This window comes from Epibacterium sp. Ofav1-8, from assembly GCF_022348185.1.
Lineage (GTDB): Bacteria > Pseudomonadota > Alphaproteobacteria > Rhodobacterales > Rhodobacteraceae > Epibacterium.
In genome coordinates this window covers 449,439-465,757 of sequence record NZ_JAKRFD010000001.1, presented here as the reverse complement: position 1 = coordinate 465,757, position 16,319 = coordinate 449,439, and the positions used below count along the sequence as shown (strand labels likewise).

The following is a 16,319-nucleotide window of genomic DNA, read 5'->3' as shown; positions in this document are numbered from 1 at the left end:
ACCGGGGTGGCGGGTCGCGGGGCATCCTGCGGGCCGGCTTGGCCGACAGCCGACGCGCCGAGGCCCGCGAAATCGCCTACATTTGCCCCACGTCTGCCAGCGTGAAACGAGCGCCAAAGCTTGCTCTGGCGCAACGTTCCGACGGGGCACAGGCTCTAGACTCGTCTCCAGCAGCAATCCTAGCAAAGAGGAACTTGACGATGCTGACGAGAAGAGCCGCGCTGATGGGAGCCGCCGGTCTGGCCTCAATCCCCGTCCTCGCAAAGGCAGCCAAAGCCGAAGAAATCATGGACACCTCGATGGCAGCGCCAGTCGATCTGTCGAGCCTGAAGCGCATTAAACACAAGCTGGTGCGCCCGCCCATGGTGCACGCCCACGAGCAGGTCGCGCCACCCGAACCGCGCATCGTCGAATTCGACATGCAGATCGTCGAAAAGGAAGTCCAGGTCGACAACGGGGCCTATCTTCAGGCCATGACGTTTAACGGGTCCATCCCCGGGCCGCTCATGGTGGTGCACGAAGGCGACTACGTGGAGCTGACGCTCTACAACTCACCAGAGAACATGATGCAGCACAACATCGACTTCCACGCGGCCACCGGTGCGCTGGGTGGCGGGTCTCTTACGCTTGTGAACCCGGGCGAAAAAACAACGCTGCGCTTCAAGGCAACCCGCCCCGGGACCTTCGTTTATCACTGCGCCCCCGGTGGACCAATGATCCCATGGCACGTCGTCAGCGGCATGTCGGGCGCAATCATGGTGCTGCCCAGAGGCGGCTTGACCGACGAAAACGGCGCCGCTGTGCGCTATGATCGTGTGTTCTACATCGGCGAAAACGACTTTTACATCCCGAAGGACGCCGACGGCGACTACAAACGTTTCGAGGACATCGGAGACAGTTACCCCGATACGCTGAACGTCATGAACGGTCTGATCCCCAGCCATGTCGTGTTCAATGGCAAGGTCGGCGCGCTCACCGGGGACAATGCGCTGCACGCCTCGCAGGGAGAAAAGATCCTGTTTGTGCACAGCCAGGCCAACAGAGACAGCCGTCCGCACCTGATCGGCGGGCATGGCGACCTCGTGTGGGAGACCGGGAAATTCAACAACCCACCGGAACGTGACCTTGAAACCTGGTTCATCCGGGGCGGATCGGCGGGGGCCGCGCTCTACGAATTCCTGCAGCCGGGCGTCTACGCCTACGTGAACCACAATCTGATCGAAGCGGTCAATCTCGGGGCGACAGCCCATGTGGTGGTGGATGGAGACTGGGACAATGACTTGATGGAACAGGTACAGGCGCCGGTCGAATACAACGCCGCCTACGAAGGCAAGACCGCGCTGCCGTGACCCGTGCGGCGCTGTCGCACAGTCAACGCGATCACACAGGAGCCGGCGGTCGGAAACCCGACCGTCGCGCTCGCTGAACGGAGGTGCCCCGGATGAAGGCCCGCATTCTGACCTGTGCGGCAGTTGGCGTCGCGGTTGCTCTGACCCTTTGGCCGGCGCGGCAGGAGCCGCCATTTGCGCCGCCCCCATTGATCCAGATCCCGCACGGCACAGTCGCCTGGGCACCGCTGGGGAATTTCTCGCACGCGGGCAAGGCTGGCACCCCACGACCCGTCACGGTGGCAGTGCCCTCGTTCGAGATCATGAAATATCAGGTCAGCCGGAGGCAATATCGCGCCTGCGTGGCGGATCAGGTCTGCGCTGCCGCCCCCGGCACCGGCACCGGCAACAGCACCGACAGCGCGCTGCCGCAAACGCAGGTCAACTGGCAGGACGCCACCACCTTTGCCACATGGTATTCTGAGCGCACCGGCGAAAACTGGCGCTTGCCCACAGAAACCGAATGGCAACTTGCTGCCGCCGAACGCTGGGGCGATGCCGAAGCGGACCGCTCAGAACTCGATCCCGGGGACCGGATGCTCGCGCGCTATGAACGAGGATTGCTGCTGCGCGGCACGGCAACCTCCCGATTGCGCCCCGCCGGTGGCTTTGGCGAGAACAGCTTTGGCCTCGCGGATGTTGCCGGCAATGTCTGGGAATGGACAAACGGCTGCGTCTGGAGCGGGCGCCTGCGGGCGGATGGCTTGGTTTTGGACCCGGAGACCTATTGCGGTGTCCGCATCGCCGGTGGGCTGCACAGGGCTGCGGTGGTGGACTTCATCCGCGATGCCAGCGTGGGCGGCTGTGCGGTGGGTTTGCCGCCCGATCATCTCGGTTTCCGCCTGGTGCGGCAGAACTGATCTGCCCGTGCCGACGACGTCGCATGGCCTGCGATGCACAGGCGTGGTGGTCCCCCATACACGGTGGGTCGCCAAAGGGTCGCCGCCAATGGGTCCCTGACAGCCTGAAATCCGGCGCGGCCCCAAACCTCAGGACCCGCAGCGGTGGTCATGGTCCGGATCAGCGCCGGGCACCGGATCATAGCCGGCGCCACCGAAAGGATGACAGCGGCCGATCCGGCGCAGCATCAGCCATGTGCCTTTGATGGGACCGTGCCGCTCCAGCGCCTCTAGTGCATAGGCCGAACAGGTGGGCTGGTAACGGCAGTTGAAACCGACCCAGGGGCTGAAGAGCAGCCGGTAGCCACGCACGGGCAAGGCAATGAGGCGGGCGAACAATTGCATACGCAACAGATAGGTTGCAGTGACCAGAGGTGCAACAGTGCGGCAAGCGCAGGGCGATCCACCAGAGGCCGCGCCGCGCCAGCGGCGCCGGGCCCAACGGGAGGACTTGCATTTTCAATGCTGGTCCGACGGGCGGGAGCCCCCCCGGCGGGAGCCCCCCGGTCCTTCAGGCCCCGTGGATCTTGCGCAGCGCGTAGACAAAGTCGCGTTGCATCTGATCGAAGGGGCAGGTCGTGGTTTCTCCGGCGCGTCCGATCAGCACGTAATCCCAGCCGGGTTTGCCGTGTTCTTTCAACAGCAGTCGCGCGATTTCGCGCAGGCGGCGCTTGGCGCGGTTGCGGGTGACCGCGTTGCCGACCTTCTTGGAACAGGTAAATCCAACCCTGAACGGCCCATCATCGCCGCGCCTGCGGCCCTGAACCATCATCGACCGCGTGCCTTGTTTGCGCGCACGCGCAGCCGCGAGGAAATCACCGCGTTTGGTCAAGAGTTCCATGCCCGCCCGAATCTTGGCAGGTTTGGATGGGCGCGGGGCACGGCTTGTCTTGACGGTGGCAGATGCACAAACGGACACCGCCGGAGGCTGTGTTCCCTGGTCAGCTTTGCCGTCCATGGGAGCCTCCGGCGGTGTCATATCCGTCAGAACCGGTCGTCTGAGCGCGAAACTTATGCGCTCAGGGACTTACGACCGCGTGCGCGGCGTGCGTTCAGGATTTTGCGGCCTGCTTTGGTGGCCATACGCGCACGGAAGCCGTGGCGGCGTTTGCGAACCAGGTTCGAAGGCTGATAGGTGCGTTTCATCGCTCCGGTCTCCAATTGTCTGTCATCGGGTACGGCGCGGAATCGCCCCCCGGGGTCTATCTCGAAGCCCGGTCTCTAGACCCCGGATGCCCTCCTGTCAAACCCAATGGGCGCATTTTCCGTCCCCGGCGCCACAAAACTGTCAAAAAACAGCAACGAGGGCGCGTGGCGTGATCAAATGACCTCCGCCAGCCGTGCCTGACAGCCTGCTCTTGTCCCACAGGGAATCACCAGAACACAAATGTTTCAATTCCCGTCCCCGAAGGCCCGGATCATCACGAAACCGCGCCATGGCTTCAAGCGGGCGTGAGAGTGGCTGAACCGCCCTCGCCAGATCCGCATCTTCGACGTAGAGCAAGACAGAGACATCGGTGCCCCGGCGCCGTGCGCCCAAAAGGATCTGAGCATGATGAGCAACCCCTCTTCTCCCCCTCCGCAGAAGCGATGGCTTCGGCAGGTGCCCTTTGCCCTCCTGGCGCTGGCTGCGCTTGTGGGGGCGATGACGCTCGGAGATGTGCTGTCCTTCGAGACCCTGAAAGAGAACCGTTCGGACCTGCTGGCGTTCCGGGACCAGAATTATGCCGCACTGGTGCTGGCGTTCCTCGCCGCCTATATCGTGATCGTCGCCTTCTCGCTGCCGGGCGCAGCGGTTGCCTCGGTCACCGGTGGTTTCCTGTTCGGCCTGTTTGCGGGCACGATCTTCAATGTGGCGGCCGCCACCATCGGGGCGATCGGGATCTTTCTGGCGGCGCGCTGGGGACTGGGCGCGACCCTCGCTGCCCGGATCGAGGCCAACGGAGGCCGCATTCAACGGTTGAAAACCGCCCTTCACGACACCGAGATCGAGGTTCTGCTGCTTCTGCGCCTGGTTCCGGCTGTGCCCTTCTTTGTGGCCAACCTGCTGCCCGCGCTGGTGGGGGTGAAGCTCTGGAACTTCTTCTGGACCACCGCTGTCGGCATCATCCCCGGCGCCATTGTCTTCACCTGGATCGGTGTCGGGCTCGGGGATGTGTTTGATCGGGGCGAAACACCCGACCTCACCCTGTTCTGGGAGCCGCATGTGATTGGCCCCATCCTCGGGCTTTGCGCACTGGCGGCCCTGCCCATTCTGGTTAAGGCCATCCGCGGCAAGACGGAGATTTGATCCATGAACACCACGACCTGTGATCTTCTGGTGATCGGCGCGGGATCCGGCGGCCTGTCGCTGGCTGCGGGCGCAAGCCAGATGGGAGCGGATGTGATCCTGCTCGAAGCGCATAAGATGGGCGGCGACTGCCTGAATTACGGCTGCGTGCCTTCCAAGGCGCTGCTGGCCACAAGCCATGTCGCCCATGCGCAGGCGGATGCTGCGGCCTTTGGGGTCGCCAACCACGCCCCCGAGGTGGACTATCCCGCCACCAAGCACCACGTGCAGCAGGTGATCGACACCATCGCCCCCGTGGACAGCCAGGAGCGGTTCGAAAGCCTCGGTGTCCGCGTGATCCGCGCCCAAGGCCGCTTCGTCAGCCCCGCAGAGGTCGAAGCCGGAGGCACCCGGATCCAAGCCCGCCGGATTGTGATTGCAACCGGGTCCCGCCCCTTGGTGCCGCCGATTCCGGGGCTGGAGGATGTCCCCTACCTCACCAATGAAACACTATGGGACCTGAAGGAACGCCCGACACATCTGATTATCATCGGCGGCGGCCCCATCGGCCTGGAGATGGCGCAGGCCCATTGTCGCCTGGGCAGCAAAGTCACCGTCCTAGAGGCGCAGAGGGCACTGGGTCGGGACGACCCCGAAGCGGCAGCCTTGGTGCTTGACCGTCTGCGCGGCGACGGCATCGACATCCGTGAACAGACCGCGGCAGAGGCCGTGCGACAACAGGGGACAGAGATCGTTGTCGACACCGGCGCAGGCCCTGTCACCGGCTCTCACCTCCTGGTGGCGGTCGGGCGTACGGCAAATACGGAAGGGCTCGATCTGGAAGTGTCAGATGTCGAGGTCACCCCTGCCGGCATTCATGTCGACGCGGGCCTGCGCACCACCAACCCAAAGGTCTATGCCATCGGTGATGTGGCCGGCCAGGGGCAGTTCACCCATCTGGCGGGCTATCACGCCAGTGTCGTCATTCGCACGCTGCTGTTTGGCCTGCCCGCCAAGATCAAAACCGATCATATCCCGCGTGCGACCTACACCGATCCGGAACTTGCACAGGTCGGGCTGACCGAGACCGAAGCCCGCGACCGATACGGGGACCGTCTGGAGGTCGCCCGGTTCGACTACACCCACAACGACCGCGCCATCGCCACGCGCCAGACCGCCGGTTTCATCAAGGTGATGGTGGTCAGGGGACGCCCCGTCGGGGCCACCATTGCCGGCCACCAGGCAGGTGAATTGATCGCAACCTGGTCACTGGCCATCGCAAATCGCATGAAGATGAGCCAAATGGCCGCAATGGTTGCGCCTTATCCGACGATCGCGGAGCTTAACAAACGGGTCGCAGGCGCGTATTTCTCCCCGAGACTATTTGAGAATGCTGGCATAAAGCGGGTTGTCCGTCTGGTACAGCGCTGGCTACCCTGAGACACCACCGGGACGAAAACGGGGACGCATGTTAAACACGCTTTCGGGCCGATTCCTGATCCTGACAACGGTCTTCGTCATGTTGGCCGAAGTCCTGATCTTTGTCCCCTCCATCGCCCGTTTCCGTCAGGATTATCTCGAAGATCGCCTGGAACGCGCGCAGATCGCATCGCTGGCCTTGCTTGCAGATGATATGATCGAAAGCGATCTGGAGCGCGAACTGCTGGAAAACGCGGGCGTTTACAACGTGGTGCTCCGCCGCGACGAGATGCGCCAGCTGGTGTTGTCCTCCCCCATTCCGCGCCCCATCGGCGGCACCTTCGACCTGCGCGACGCCGGAGCCTTCACGCTGATCGGTGATGCGATGATGCGCCTCGCCACGCCGCAAAACGACATCATCCGGGTGATTGGCGCGCCGGTGCGTGATGCCGGCCTTCTGATCGAGATCACGATGGAAACCGGCCCGCTGCGCATGACCATGATCGACTACGGGTTGCGAATTCTGGTCTTGTCGGCGGTCATTTCGGTTCTGACAGCCGTGCTGCTGTTCATCGCGGTCCGGATGGTGCTGGTGAAGCCGATCAAGGGCGTCATCGGCTACATGCAGCGATACGCCGCCGCGCCCGAAGATGCCCGCGGCATCATCACGCCAAAGGCAGGCGTGATCGAACTGCGCGAGGCCGAGGAGGCATTGCAAAAACTGCAAACCGAGCTGACCCATGCGCTGAAGCAACGCGAACGGCTGGCGCAACTGGGCGGTGCAGTCGCCAAGATCAGCCATGACCTGCGCAATATCCTCACCTCGGCCCAGCTGTTCACCGACCGCATCGAGATGAGCGAAGACCCCCTTGTGCGGCGGCTGGCCCCCAAACTGGTAAACTCCATCACCCGCGCGGTGTCCCTCTGCGAGGGCACATTGGCGTTTGGCCGTGCGGAGGAACCTGCGCCCACATTCAGCCGGGTGTGCCTCAGTGAGATTGTCGATGATATCGCCGAAAGCGAGAACCTCGTTGCCTCCGACGTGATGGTCGAGATCGTGAACGCGGTTCCTTTGCCGACCATGATCCGCTGTGACAAGGAGCAGATCTTTCGCGTGATCATGAACCTCGTGCGCAATGCCCGTCAGGCAATCATTGCGACAGGTCGTGACGGGCGCATCACCGTATCCCTGCGCGAGCAGGACGATGCCTGGTGGATACTGGTCACCGACAACGGCCCCGGCCTGCCCAAGAAAGCCCAGGACAATCTCTTCACCCCGTTCCAGGGCGGGGCGCGCAAGGGCGGCTCCGGTCTCGGTCTGGCGATTGCCGCCGAACTGGTCAAGGGGCACGGTGGTCAGCTCAGCCTCGGCGCAACCGGCCCTGACGGCACCGTCTTCGAGATCTGCCTGCCCAAGGGCGACGGCGCAGTCTAAGCTCAGCCCCCATCGCCCGCGCCCCTTGACGCCGCCCATGACCACGCTGGTTTTTAACGCACATGCGCTCTGCCGTCGGCTCCACCTGCCCCCCGTTCGCATCAGGTCGGGATCAACAGCCCACCCGCCCACCACGGGCCACAGACCGGCGCGGCAAGGTCAGGGATGCGCCCCCCAGGCGTTGGCAAGCCCCTGCCGGGTCACGGATGCCCTGAAGGCGCCGCGTAGCTCCCCGCGAAAAAAGTTATGATTTGGGGTTGCACCCACCGAAGCGCAGAGATAAACCCCGCCCTCAGTGGACCGATAGCTCAGCTGGATAGAGTACTTGACTACGAATCAAGGGGTCGGGGGTTCGAATCCTCCTCGGTCCGCCACTTCTCGAATGCAAGACGTCAGACGAGATTGACCTAGGCATCATACACTGACCCAATCCACTGTTTTTGCCGTGTGGCTTGTTGCGTTGATCTGACCTTCCTTTTGGAAAATCAGGGCTGATTTGCAGGAACAGACTTTGATGTCGCCTGTTCCTGCTGATCTGCCGCAAGTTTCCAGCGGCGGGCGAACGCGGGAGGGGGCGAGGCAATGCTATTCGACCGGGTTGGTGCGGCCCGCAGGCGTAGCCGAGGACACGGCTCGGTCTGATCGGATTGCCCGAGGGGGAGGGCAGCGCCCTCTCCCGGACGGCCAGGGGCGTTTGGCTTGTCCAAATCCCACTGGCCCACAAAACAGAAGCGGCAGGGCCATCAGCCCCGCCTCCGTGTTGCGATCCTTCAATATTGAAAACTGAGTTCACAGGTTGCGGGACCGAACCGCTAGTGCTGATACCCGCACCAATGGCCGCAGCCTGCCCCAATCACGACGTTCGCACCAGGCTCAGCGAGGAACCTGCTGCGGGCGCGAACGCTTGTGGCCAAACTCCCTGAACCGGATATTCATCTTGGGACAACTGCCGTGAACAATGCTGCGCCCTGGTCGAATGACAGGGAAGCGCAGATATCGACCATTGCAAAGTCTTGGTTTCGATGAACTGGGAGGCGGTCCCACGCTGCACGAGCACCGAAATAAGCCGCCGTTCGCTGCGCCTGTGGCAGCCCAATACCGTCCATCGTCCACTGAGCGGGTCGAAATCCGCTGCGTTCGCGCACGCAGTTGCTTTGTGCGCTTTGCGGTCATTTGCTTTGTTCTGGGCACCAACCACTGACAACTCCAAAGGTCGCAGCCATAATCGAGCCGGACAATCTGGCCTTTCCTCGATGTGTGCATGAGGCAATCTTGCGTGTTTGCAGGCTGCTTACTGAGGTTGTTCTGTGCGATGCCTAAAGATGCCTGCTCGCAAATAGGGAACCCAGCCAGATTTGTGAAGCGAATACAGCGAACGTCGTGAGGCCGGTTTCAGTTCGATTTCGGCTTGTGGTCGTAGGGGCTGTCGGGATCGAAATCGAACCGGTCGGGCAGCCGCAAGCCGTTATTCAGGTGATGTTCTACCGCCATAACCGACACACCGTCGCGATAAAGCCAGGGGTCGCGTGTGTCGCGCTGCCAATCCTCCATTTGTCGGCGGAACTCCGACAGCCGCTCGGCATGTTCGGGCGCTTCGGCGAGGTTGTGGACCTCCTGTGGGTCGACCTCCAGATCGTAAAGCTCTTCTGGCGGCCGGCGAACATAATCGCGCAGGGGTCTTTGCCCGATCATCACCGGATCGACGCGCCGGATGCCTTGCCAGGAAAGTGAGCCATAAAGGTCGCCAGAAAACGGGAAGTCCAGCTGCCATGCCACATTGCGATGATACTTGTAGCGGGGGGTGCGCAGGAACCGCGTTGGCCAATAGTTGGTGATTTCATGGAACGTGTGAGAACCAAAGACGATGTCCCAACCGGGCCGCATGTCCGCTGCCTCGAGGATGGGCAGCAGCGACCGGCCTTGCCGCTTGCCCTGTGATGTCTCGGCCCCTGCAACATCCAGAAAGGTCGGCAGGAGATCGGTGAAGGACACAAGATTGGGGTTGGCCACACCTGCCCTCTGACCAGGCCTGTGAATGATCAGCGGCAGGTGCACGCCCGCATCAAAGAGTGTGGTCTTTGAGTTCAGAAACGGTGCGCCATTGTCCGACAGGAACACCACCAGCGTCTCCTCGGCCAAGCCGGCCGCGTCGAGCGCGTCGAGCACCTGCCCCACCCCTCGGTCAAGCCGATGGACCGAACGGTAATAGGACGCCAGTTCGTTGCGCACCTCGGGCAAATCGGACAGGAAAGGCGGAACATGTACGTCTTCGGGGGCGAAAACTGGGTCTTCGGCCCCGAATGCGTCGTTGCCGAACCCGCCGCGGGTCTCGTCGCGGTGCGGGTCAACATAGCCGATGGTCAGAAAGAACGGTTGCCCGTCGGCCCGGCGATCGCTGAAATAGGCGCCTGCCTTCTGGGCGACCCACCCCACATCACGGGTGTCGCTTTCTGCGCGGTATGTCCAGGGATACACCTCGGACGGGCCCACATGGACCTTGCCGATGATGCCCGTGTGATAGCCGGCTTCGTTCATAAGCGCGGGCGCGGTGGGCACATCCGCGAAGGTCATGAAGTGGTGGTAATCGTGGTGCAGGCCATATTGGCCCGTTTGATGGGTGTGAAGGCCGGTATAGATAACCGAGCGGCTGGCCGAGCAGGACGCGGTTGAGGTGAAGGCCATGTCGAAGCGTGTGCCGCGTGCGGCCAGCGCATCAATATGGGGCGTGCGGATTGCAGGTTCACCATAACAGCCCGTCATGCGGCCCAGATCATCTGCGATGAGGAGAAGTATGTTCAAGCCGCTCTCCTTAGGCCAGAAGCTCGGACAGCTGGAACGTGCCCGTACTGCGTGGAAAAATCCGGATCACAGCGCTGGCCACAGCGCTGCCTGCGCGCAGACAGGTTTGCAGATCCAGCCCGACCTGAAGGGCTGCCAAAAAGCCTGCGTTGAACGCATCCCCCGCGCCGATCGTGTCGAAGATATCGGCACGCGGGCTTGTCGCGGAGAAAGTCTCCCCATCGCGCAGCGCAATCGCGCCGTCCGGCCCGCATTTGACCACCAGCACGCAATCCTCCGGCAGCTGGCCTACCATGGCGTTGAGCCCGCCTTCGACACTGTTTGCCCCGGTCAGGCCCACCAACTCTTTGTCATTGATGAGCACCAAGGCGCTTTCGGCGATCCAGCCCTGCACCAGCGCACGGGTCGTGTCTGTCCAGCCGCCGCCCGGCCAGCCCGGGTCGATGGCGATCTGTGCCCCCCGCGCGCGCAAGTCGCGCATCAGTGACAGACTGTCCCGCGTCAAGGCTGGCAGTGCAAAGGCTCCCGACATCATCGCCAGAGCCCCGTCGAGGGGCCAGTCGGCCAGCCCCGCGCGCACCTGCGCCATGTCGAAACGATCCAGATGGCCGGGTGTCGAAAAGAAGGTGCGCTCTGCGCCCGGATGCAGCAGGCCGAATGTGACAGACGTGGGGGCCTCAACCCGCGCGATCCGGTCCAAAGGGGCTGCGAAGGCTTCTGCTATCATGGTTCCGACCGCATCCGAACCGGCCGAAGCGATCAACCCCGACACAGCACCAAGCCGTTGCAATACGAGCGCCGTGTTGGCCGCGGAGCCGCCAATGCGGCTGTCTGCGCGGTCCAGGAAGATTTCGGTCCCCTGTTCGGGCCAGTCAGCCAAAAGCCCACCCACAAGATCCAGATTGGCATTGCCTATGACAGCGATGGGGAATGGTGCGGCTTTCATCAGGCGACCTCGGCGCTGGCAACCTTGGAAGACCGGCGCGGCAGGCCCGCATCAGGCAGGCGGCGCGCGGCGGCGCTGACAAGGATCTCCTGAATCACCGGCAGCGCTGCAACCGCCAGAGCAAGGCCCTTTTGCGGGGTGAGCGGCACGGTAAGCGCACCGCGCACGGGAGCCCGCCCCGAAGCATCGATAATGATCGGCGCGATCCCGTGCGCCACACATTCCTCGGCCAGAAGCGAGAGGTCGTCGCGGTCCTGGCATTGACCGCGCAGCAGGATCACCGCGCTCTCTTGGTCGATCATCTCGAACGGGCCGTGGCGGAATTGCCCGGCCTCTAGCCCCAAAACCGGCAGGCGGGCGATTTCCATCAGGCACAGCGCGGCGGCGTCCATCACCCCCTGCGCCCCGCCACCCCTTGCGACCATGATCGCAACGGGTGCAGGGACCAACCGGTCAATAGCGGCATCGGCCTCGGCCGGACGCGACGGTGCCCCCGCCGCAAGAGCGACCTCGGCGGCCGAGATATCCTGCCCCAAGGCCTCAAGAATGGCCGCATGCAGCCCCAGTGTGATAAGCTGCGAGCGTGTCGCGGCATAGGCAAGCTCGCGCCCGCCCACGCCCACAAGGGAGGGCAGTTCCGTCGCAAGCGGGCTGTCCGCCTCAAGTGTCAGGCCATAGGCCACGGGGCTCACCATCCCGCGCTCGATCAGGTGCAGCACCTCGCCCGAGCGGCCCGATTGCGAGGTGACCAACATTGCGGGATCACCGGGCAACGGTGCGCGCATGTATTCCGAAACCACATGCTCCGTCGTATCAAGCCCGGCGGCGCGGTAAAAATCCCCCACCGCACGGTTGATCCAGTGCGAGCCGCCCATGCCCAGAAGCACCAATCGCCCCCGCGCGCGCAGCGCCTCGGCGATGGGCCTTGCACTGTCCCGCGCTGCCCGCAAAGAGGCCAGCGCATCACTGTGTTGCCGCGCCATTTCTGTGCGCAGTTGGTCGATACCTTTGCTCATGGTTATTCTCAGCCCGAAACAGGCTGCCCTCTCGCATCAAACAGATGAATGGAAGCCGGATCAGGCGTCAGATGCACAGCCTCTCCGGCCTGAACCTCCGCCCGGCCCTCGATCCGGACATTGACGGTCCCGATGCCCTCGACATTGACATGGACGAAGGTATCAGAGCCCAGCCGTTCGGTCAGTATCACGCGGCCGCGCCAATCGCCGTTTTCATGGTCCAGCGCGATATGCTCGGGTCGAATGCCATAGCATTCTGCGCCGTGGGCTTGCGCAACAGCACCATTCAAGAAATTCATCCGCGGGCTTCCGATGAACCCTGCCACAAACTGGCTGGCGGGCCGTTCGTAGAGTTCCATCGGCGTGCCCACCTGTTCGACAACCCCGCCGTTCAGCACCACGATCCGGTCCGCGAGCGTCATCGCCTCGACCTGATCATGGGTAACGTAGATCATCGTTGTGTCTGGCAAACGCTGGCTCAATCCGGCGATTTCGAGCCTTGTATCCACCCGCAGGGCTGCGTCGAGGTTCGACAGCGGCTCATCAAACAGAAACACACGGGGATCGCGGGTGATCGCACGGCCAATGGCCACACGCTGCCGTTGCCCCCCCGAAAGCTGTTTTGGCTTGCGGTCAAGCAGCCCTTCGATTTGTAGCATCTCCGCAGCTTTCTCGACCCGCGCCTTGATCTCGTCTTTGTCGAGCTTGGCCTGTTCCAGACCGAAAGACATGTTCTCGAACACGGTCATATGCGGATAAAGCGCATAGGATTGGAAAACCATCGCGATCCCCCGCTTGGCGGGCATCTCATCATTCATAGGTTTGCCATCAATCAGCAGATCCCCCCCAGAGATGTCCTCAAGCCCGGCAATCATGCGCAGAAGTGTGGACTTGCCACACCCCGAGGGGCCGACAAAAACAACAAACTCCCCTTTCTGAAGCGACAGATTGATGTCGCGCAGCACCTCGACGTTCCCGTAAGATTTGGACACGTTGATAAGTTCGACAGTCGCCATGGTTTATCCTTTCACAGCACCGGCGGTCAGGCCGGACACGATCTTGCGTTGAAATACGAGGACGAGCGCCACCAAAGGCAGGGTCACGATGACCGAAGCCGCCATGATGTTGCCCCATGGGATCTCGAATTCGCTGCGCCCCGAAATGAGAGCAATTGCGACCGGGACCGTGCGCTGGCTGTCCGTCGACAAAAAGGTGAGCGCAAACAGAAACTCGTTCCACGCGTGGATGAAGGCCAGAAGCCCCGTCGTTACCATCGCAGGCCACATCAGGGGGAGGAACACGCGGCGAATGATGGTGAACGACGAGGCTCCGTCCATGATCGCTGCCTCTTCGATCTCGACCGGGAGGTTGCGCATGAACGTCGTCAGCACCCAAACCGTAAAGGGCAAGGTAAAGATCATGTAGGAGAACACGAGGGACCAGAGGGAGTTGAACAGACCGAAGTAACGTATGACCTCAAAAAGCCCGGACAGCACCGCGATCTGTGGGAACATCGACACGGACAGGACCGTGAGCAACAGCAGCCCCCGCCCCCGGAAATGGATGCGCGACAGGGCAAAGGCGGCGGTGATCGCGAGGAAGAGCGACAGGATGACCACCACACTCGCCACGAAAACAGAATTCAGGATCTGCTTGCCGAACACGCCCCCGGACAGCATGGCCTGATAGTTTGCAAAGTTCAGCGCCTTGGGCAGGTAGTTCACTTCAAACAGCGCCTGCCCATCCTCGAGCGAGGTGAGGATAGCGTAGTAGAAAGGGAAGATCGCCTGCAGAACAATGATTGCGACAAGGGCGTAGAAGCCCGCAGTTTGCCAAAGAGCAGGTTTCATGAGCGTTTACCTTCCAGATCCATGCGAGTGGCCATGATGAACGTGATGGTGATCAAGGCGATCACAACGAACAGCAACGTGGATGCGGCCGAGCCATAGGCGAATTGGTCAAAATCAAAGAGATTCTCACGCGCATAAACAGACATGGTCCGCGTCGCATCGGTATTGGGTGTCAAGACATAGACGATGTCGAAGACACGCAGCGCATCGAGAGCACGGAAGACAACCGCCACAAGGACGGCCGGCATGATCAATGGCAGCGTCAAGCGGCGGAACACGCGCCAGGCCGGCACACCGTCAAGCTTCGCAGCCTCGTAGATGTCACCCGGCACCATCTGAAGCCCGGCCAGAATAAGCAGCGCCATAAAGGGCGTCGTCTTCCAGATATCGACCATCATCACGGCGACCATTGCGGTCTCCGGTGAGGCGGTCCAAGCGATAGGTTCGGAAATCATACCGAGCGCCATGAACATATCATTGATGATCCCGAACTGGTCATGCAGCATCCAGGCCCACATCTTGGCTGAAACGATGGTCGGGATCGCCCACGGGATCAGAACAGCCGCGCGGACAAATGCACGGCCCCGAAATTGCTGGTTCAGCACCAGCGCGATGATGAGGCCAAAGACAGTTTCGAAGGAAACCGAAACGGCGGCAAAAAGGATCGTGTTCCAGACAGAACGCCACCAGCGGGGATCGGCCAGCAAGCCGTAATACTGTCCCTCGCCGTCGCCGAAATCGACATATTCCAGGTAATTGCGGAACCCCACCCAGCGGGCTTCGCTCATCAGGTCGAGCGACGCATCGGTGAAACTGAACCAGATCGTGCGGCCAAGCGGCCAAGCGGCGACGATCAGGAGCATCACGAGCATCGGCGCCAGAAACAACCAGGCCGAGCGGGTGCGGCTTCGAGATAGGCGCGATCTTTGTTCTGTTTTAGCCATGGCTGCCTCCGTTGTGGTTTCCGGGCGGCCATACCGCCCGGAACAGGTTCTTAAAATCAGGCTTTACCAGCGCGGCCCGCGCAGGCGTTTCAGCTCGTTCTCGAGGCGGGACAGGTTCGTCGCCGCATCGCCATCGCCGGACATGGTGTTGTGAACAGCTGTCCAGAACGCCGCCGAGACTTCGTTGTATTTGCGCAGTGTCGCGGCCGATGGGCGCGGCAGGGCATTGTCGACCACAGGCTTCCAGAGGGGGATGAACTCCTGCTGCTCGGCCACTTCAGCGTCTTCGTAGACCGCATTCAGCGTTGGTGGACGCGATGTGACGATCGCGCGTTCCTTCTGGTTTTCATAGTTGGTGAGGAAACGCGCCAATTCGATCGCGGCTTCCTGGTTCTCGGAATAGCGCGAGACCCCCAAATTCCAGCCCCCCAGCGTCGCGGACGAGGACATGCCCTCACCGCCGGATGGAAGCGTCGTCACTGCGAAGCTGTCGCGCACCGGGCTATCTTCGCCTGCGGCGAGTGCGTAGGCGTAGTTCCAGTTGCGCATGAAGACCGCATTGCCAGACTGAAAGACACCGCGTGCGTCTTCTTCCTTGTAGTTCAGAACACCCTCAGGGGCGATGCCGCCGACCCAGCTGGCCGCAAGGTCAATTGCCGCGGCGGCCTGCGGGTTGTTGATGTTGATGGACCCGTCCAATTCGACAATCCGGCCTCCGCCGGAGCTGTTGATCCATTCCTGCGCATTGCAGGTCAGGCCTTCGTAAGCCGCGCCCTGAAAGACGAAGCCCCACATGTCGGTGTTACCCTCTGCCCGTTCGCCATCCATGACGACCTGCGCCGCCTCGGTCAGCTCCTGCCAAGTGGTCGGGACCTCTTGGTCGTATTTCTCCAGAAGGTCTGCCCGATAGTAGAGCGCAGGCGCGCCAAGGAACATCGGCAGTGCGACCAGCTTGCCATCCACTGTCTGGCTTTCGATCGCAGCGGGCACAAAGTCGTCCACGATATCAGCCACATGAGGCTTTAAATCTACGAAATGCGACGCCAGCTGCGGTGCCCAGATCACATCAAGCCGGTAGACGTCGATATCGCTCGATTGTGCCGAAAGCCAGAGCCGATACTGACCGAACTGATCGGTTGTGCTTTCCGGCATCGAGACGATCGTCACAGTATGACCCGTCTCCGCTTCGAAACGATCAAGTTGTCCGCGCAGGACCTCTTGGTCTCGGCCAACGGAGCCGTGGACAATCGTCAGATCCTCTGCGATCGCACCGGTCGCCAAGAGCGTCGTTGTCGCGATCCCGGTCATGAGATTTCTAAAGTGTTTCATGTTTTCCTCCTGTCATGATTTTGGT

General features: G+C 62.0%; 15 protein-coding genes and 1 tRNA gene. 6 read left to right on the top strand and 10 right to left on the bottom strand.

Annotation, left to right across the window (positions count from 1 at the left end; all coding sequences use genetic code 11):
- Positions 1–200: 200 nt before the first annotated feature.
- Together nirK and MHM97_RS02260 are read left to right on the top strand one after the other, a co-directional pair.
- Positions 201–1,349, top strand: a complete 1,149-nt coding sequence (gene nirK, locus MHM97_RS02265) for a copper-containing nitrite reductase (protein WP_239319032.1) — start codon at positions 201–203, stop codon at positions 1,347–1,349.
- A gap of 92 nt (positions 1,350–1,441) precedes the next feature.
- Complete coding sequence (locus MHM97_RS02260; RefSeq protein ID WP_239319030.1) at positions 1,442–2,248, top strand: formylglycine-generating enzyme family protein; 807 nt, start codon at positions 1,442–1,444, stop codon at positions 2,246–2,248.
- A gap of 129 nt (positions 2,249–2,377) precedes the next feature.
- Here MHM97_RS02260 and yidD read toward each other — a convergent pair whose 3' ends face one another.
- The 3 genes from yidD to rpmH all read right to left on the bottom strand — a co-directional run bounded on the left by yidD (position 2,378) and on the right by rpmH (position 3,433).
- Positions 2,378–2,632 carry a membrane protein insertion efficiency factor YidD gene (gene yidD / locus MHM97_RS02255; protein WP_239319028.1) on the bottom strand — a complete coding sequence of 85 codons (255 nt, stop codon included), beginning with the start codon at positions 2,630–2,632 and terminating at the stop codon, positions 2,378–2,380.
- 166 nt (positions 2,633–2,798) lie between these two features.
- Positions 2,799–3,266, bottom strand: coding sequence for a ribonuclease P protein component (rnpA, locus tag MHM97_RS02250; protein ID WP_239319026.1), 468 nt, complete (start codon positions 3,264–3,266; stop codon positions 2,799–2,801).
- Between the two features lie 32 nt (positions 3,267–3,298).
- Positions 3,299–3,433, bottom strand: coding sequence for a 50S ribosomal protein L34 (rpmH, locus tag MHM97_RS02245; protein ID WP_005980833.1), 135 nt, complete (start codon positions 3,431–3,433; stop codon positions 3,299–3,301).
- A gap of 406 nt (positions 3,434–3,839) precedes the next feature.
- Here rpmH and MHM97_RS02240 point away from each other — a divergent pair, with 406 nt between their 5' ends.
- The 4 genes from MHM97_RS02240 (at position 3,840) to MHM97_RS02225 (ending at position 7,784) form a co-directional block, all read left to right on the top strand.
- Positions 3,840–4,577: a TVP38/TMEM64 family protein gene (locus MHM97_RS02240; RefSeq protein WP_239319017.1), complete on the top strand. Its 738-nt coding sequence runs from the start codon at positions 3,840–3,842 to the stop codon at positions 4,575–4,577.
- A gap of 3 nt (positions 4,578–4,580) precedes the next feature.
- Positions 4,581–5,996, top strand: coding sequence for a dihydrolipoyl dehydrogenase family protein (locus MHM97_RS02235; RefSeq protein ID WP_239319016.1), 1,416 nt, complete (start codon positions 4,581–4,583; stop codon positions 5,994–5,996).
- A 28-nt stretch (positions 5,997–6,024) separates the two neighbouring features.
- The gene (locus MHM97_RS02230) at positions 6,025–7,410 is read left to right on the top strand and encodes a sensor histidine kinase (RefSeq protein WP_239319012.1); all 1,386 of its coding nucleotides are present in this window, start codon (positions 6,025–6,027) and stop codon (positions 7,408–7,410) included.
- Positions 7,411–7,707: 297 nt separating this feature from the next.
- A tRNA-Arg gene (locus MHM97_RS02225) sits at positions 7,708–7,784 on the top strand.
- A 1,018-nt stretch (positions 7,785–8,802) separates the two neighbouring features.
- On the opposite strand, the gene MHM97_RS02220 is transcribed toward MHM97_RS02225, so the two are convergent.
- The 7 genes from MHM97_RS02220 to MHM97_RS02190 all read right to left on the bottom strand — a co-directional run bounded on the left by MHM97_RS02220 (position 8,803) and on the right by MHM97_RS02190 (position 16,294).
- Complete coding sequence (locus MHM97_RS02220) at positions 8,803–10,209, bottom strand: sulfatase family protein (RefSeq protein ID WP_239319010.1); 1,407 nt, start codon at positions 10,207–10,209, stop codon at positions 8,803–8,805.
- A gap of 10 nt (positions 10,210–10,219) precedes the next feature.
- Positions 10,220–11,155, bottom strand: coding sequence for a carbohydrate kinase family protein (locus MHM97_RS02215; RefSeq protein WP_239319009.1), 936 nt, complete (start codon positions 11,153–11,155; stop codon positions 10,220–10,222).
- Complete coding sequence (locus MHM97_RS02210) at positions 11,155–12,171, bottom strand: SIS domain-containing protein (protein ID WP_239319008.1); 1,017 nt, start codon at positions 12,169–12,171, stop codon at positions 11,155–11,157. The genes MHM97_RS02215 and MHM97_RS02210 overlap by 1 nt, the downstream gene beginning before the upstream one ends.
- Positions 12,172–12,179: 8 nt before the next feature.
- Complete coding sequence (locus MHM97_RS02205) at positions 12,180–13,187, bottom strand: ABC transporter ATP-binding protein (protein ID WP_239319007.1); 1,008 nt, start codon at positions 13,185–13,187, stop codon at positions 12,180–12,182.
- A 3-nt stretch (positions 13,188–13,190) separates the two neighbouring features.
- Positions 13,191–14,021: a carbohydrate ABC transporter permease gene (locus tag MHM97_RS02200; protein ID WP_239319006.1), complete on the bottom strand. Its 831-nt coding sequence runs from the start codon at positions 14,019–14,021 to the stop codon at positions 13,191–13,193.
- Entirely contained in the window at positions 14,018–14,965 is a 948-nt protein-coding gene (locus MHM97_RS02195; RefSeq protein WP_239319004.1) for a carbohydrate ABC transporter permease, read from the bottom strand. Before MHM97_RS02195 ends, MHM97_RS02200 begins: the two co-directional genes overlap by 4 nt.
- Before the next feature lie 63 nt (positions 14,966–15,028).
- Positions 15,029–16,294 carry an ABC transporter substrate-binding protein gene (locus MHM97_RS02190; protein ID WP_239319003.1) on the bottom strand — a complete coding sequence of 422 codons (1,266 nt, stop codon included), beginning with the start codon at positions 16,292–16,294 and terminating at the stop codon, positions 15,029–15,031.
- Between the last annotated feature and the right edge of the window lie 25 nt (positions 16,295–16,319).

Excerpts from the sequence above, each read along its gene's own strand:
- nirK (WP_239319032.1), top strand. The coding sequence starts at position 201 with ATGCTGACGAGAAGAGCCGCGCTGATGGGAGCCGCCGGTCTGGCCTCA.
- MHM97_RS02260 (WP_239319030.1), top strand. The coding sequence starts at position 1,442 with ATGAAGGCCCGCATTCTGACCTGTGCGGCAGTTGGCGTCGCGGTTGCT.
- yidD (WP_239319028.1), bottom strand. The coding sequence starts at position 2,632 with ATGCAATTGTTCGCCCGCCTCATTGCCTTGCCCGTGCGTGGCTACCGG.
- rnpA (WP_239319026.1), bottom strand. The coding sequence starts at position 3,266 with ATGACACCGCCGGAGGCTCCCATGGACGGCAAAGCTGACCAGGGAACA.
- rpmH (WP_005980833.1), bottom strand. The coding sequence starts at position 3,433 with ATGAAACGCACCTATCAGCCTTCGAACCTGGTTCGCAAACGCCGCCAC.
- MHM97_RS02240 (WP_239319017.1), top strand. The coding sequence starts at position 3,840 with ATGATGAGCAACCCCTCTTCTCCCCCTCCGCAGAAGCGATGGCTTCGG.
- MHM97_RS02235 (WP_239319016.1), top strand. The coding sequence starts at position 4,581 with ATGAACACCACGACCTGTGATCTTCTGGTGATCGGCGCGGGATCCGGC.
- MHM97_RS02230 (WP_239319012.1), top strand. The coding sequence starts at position 6,025 with ATGTTAAACACGCTTTCGGGCCGATTCCTGATCCTGACAACGGTCTTC.
- MHM97_RS02215 (WP_239319009.1), bottom strand. The coding sequence starts at position 11,155 with ATGAAAGCCGCACCATTCCCCATCGCTGTCATAGGCAATGCCAATCTG.
- MHM97_RS02210 (WP_239319008.1), bottom strand. The coding sequence starts at position 12,171 with ATGAGCAAAGGTATCGACCAACTGCGCACAGAAATGGCGCGGCAACAC.
- MHM97_RS02205 (WP_239319007.1), bottom strand. The coding sequence starts at position 13,187 with ATGGCGACTGTCGAACTTATCAACGTGTCCAAATCTTACGGGAACGTC.
- MHM97_RS02200 (WP_239319006.1), bottom strand. The coding sequence starts at position 14,021 with ATGAAACCTGCTCTTTGGCAAACTGCGGGCTTCTACGCCCTTGTCGCA.
- MHM97_RS02195 (WP_239319004.1), bottom strand. The coding sequence starts at position 14,965 with ATGGCTAAAACAGAACAAAGATCGCGCCTATCTCGAAGCCGCACCCGC.
- MHM97_RS02190 (WP_239319003.1), bottom strand. The coding sequence starts at position 16,294 with ATGAAACACTTTAGAAATCTCATGACCGGGATCGCGACAACGACGCTC.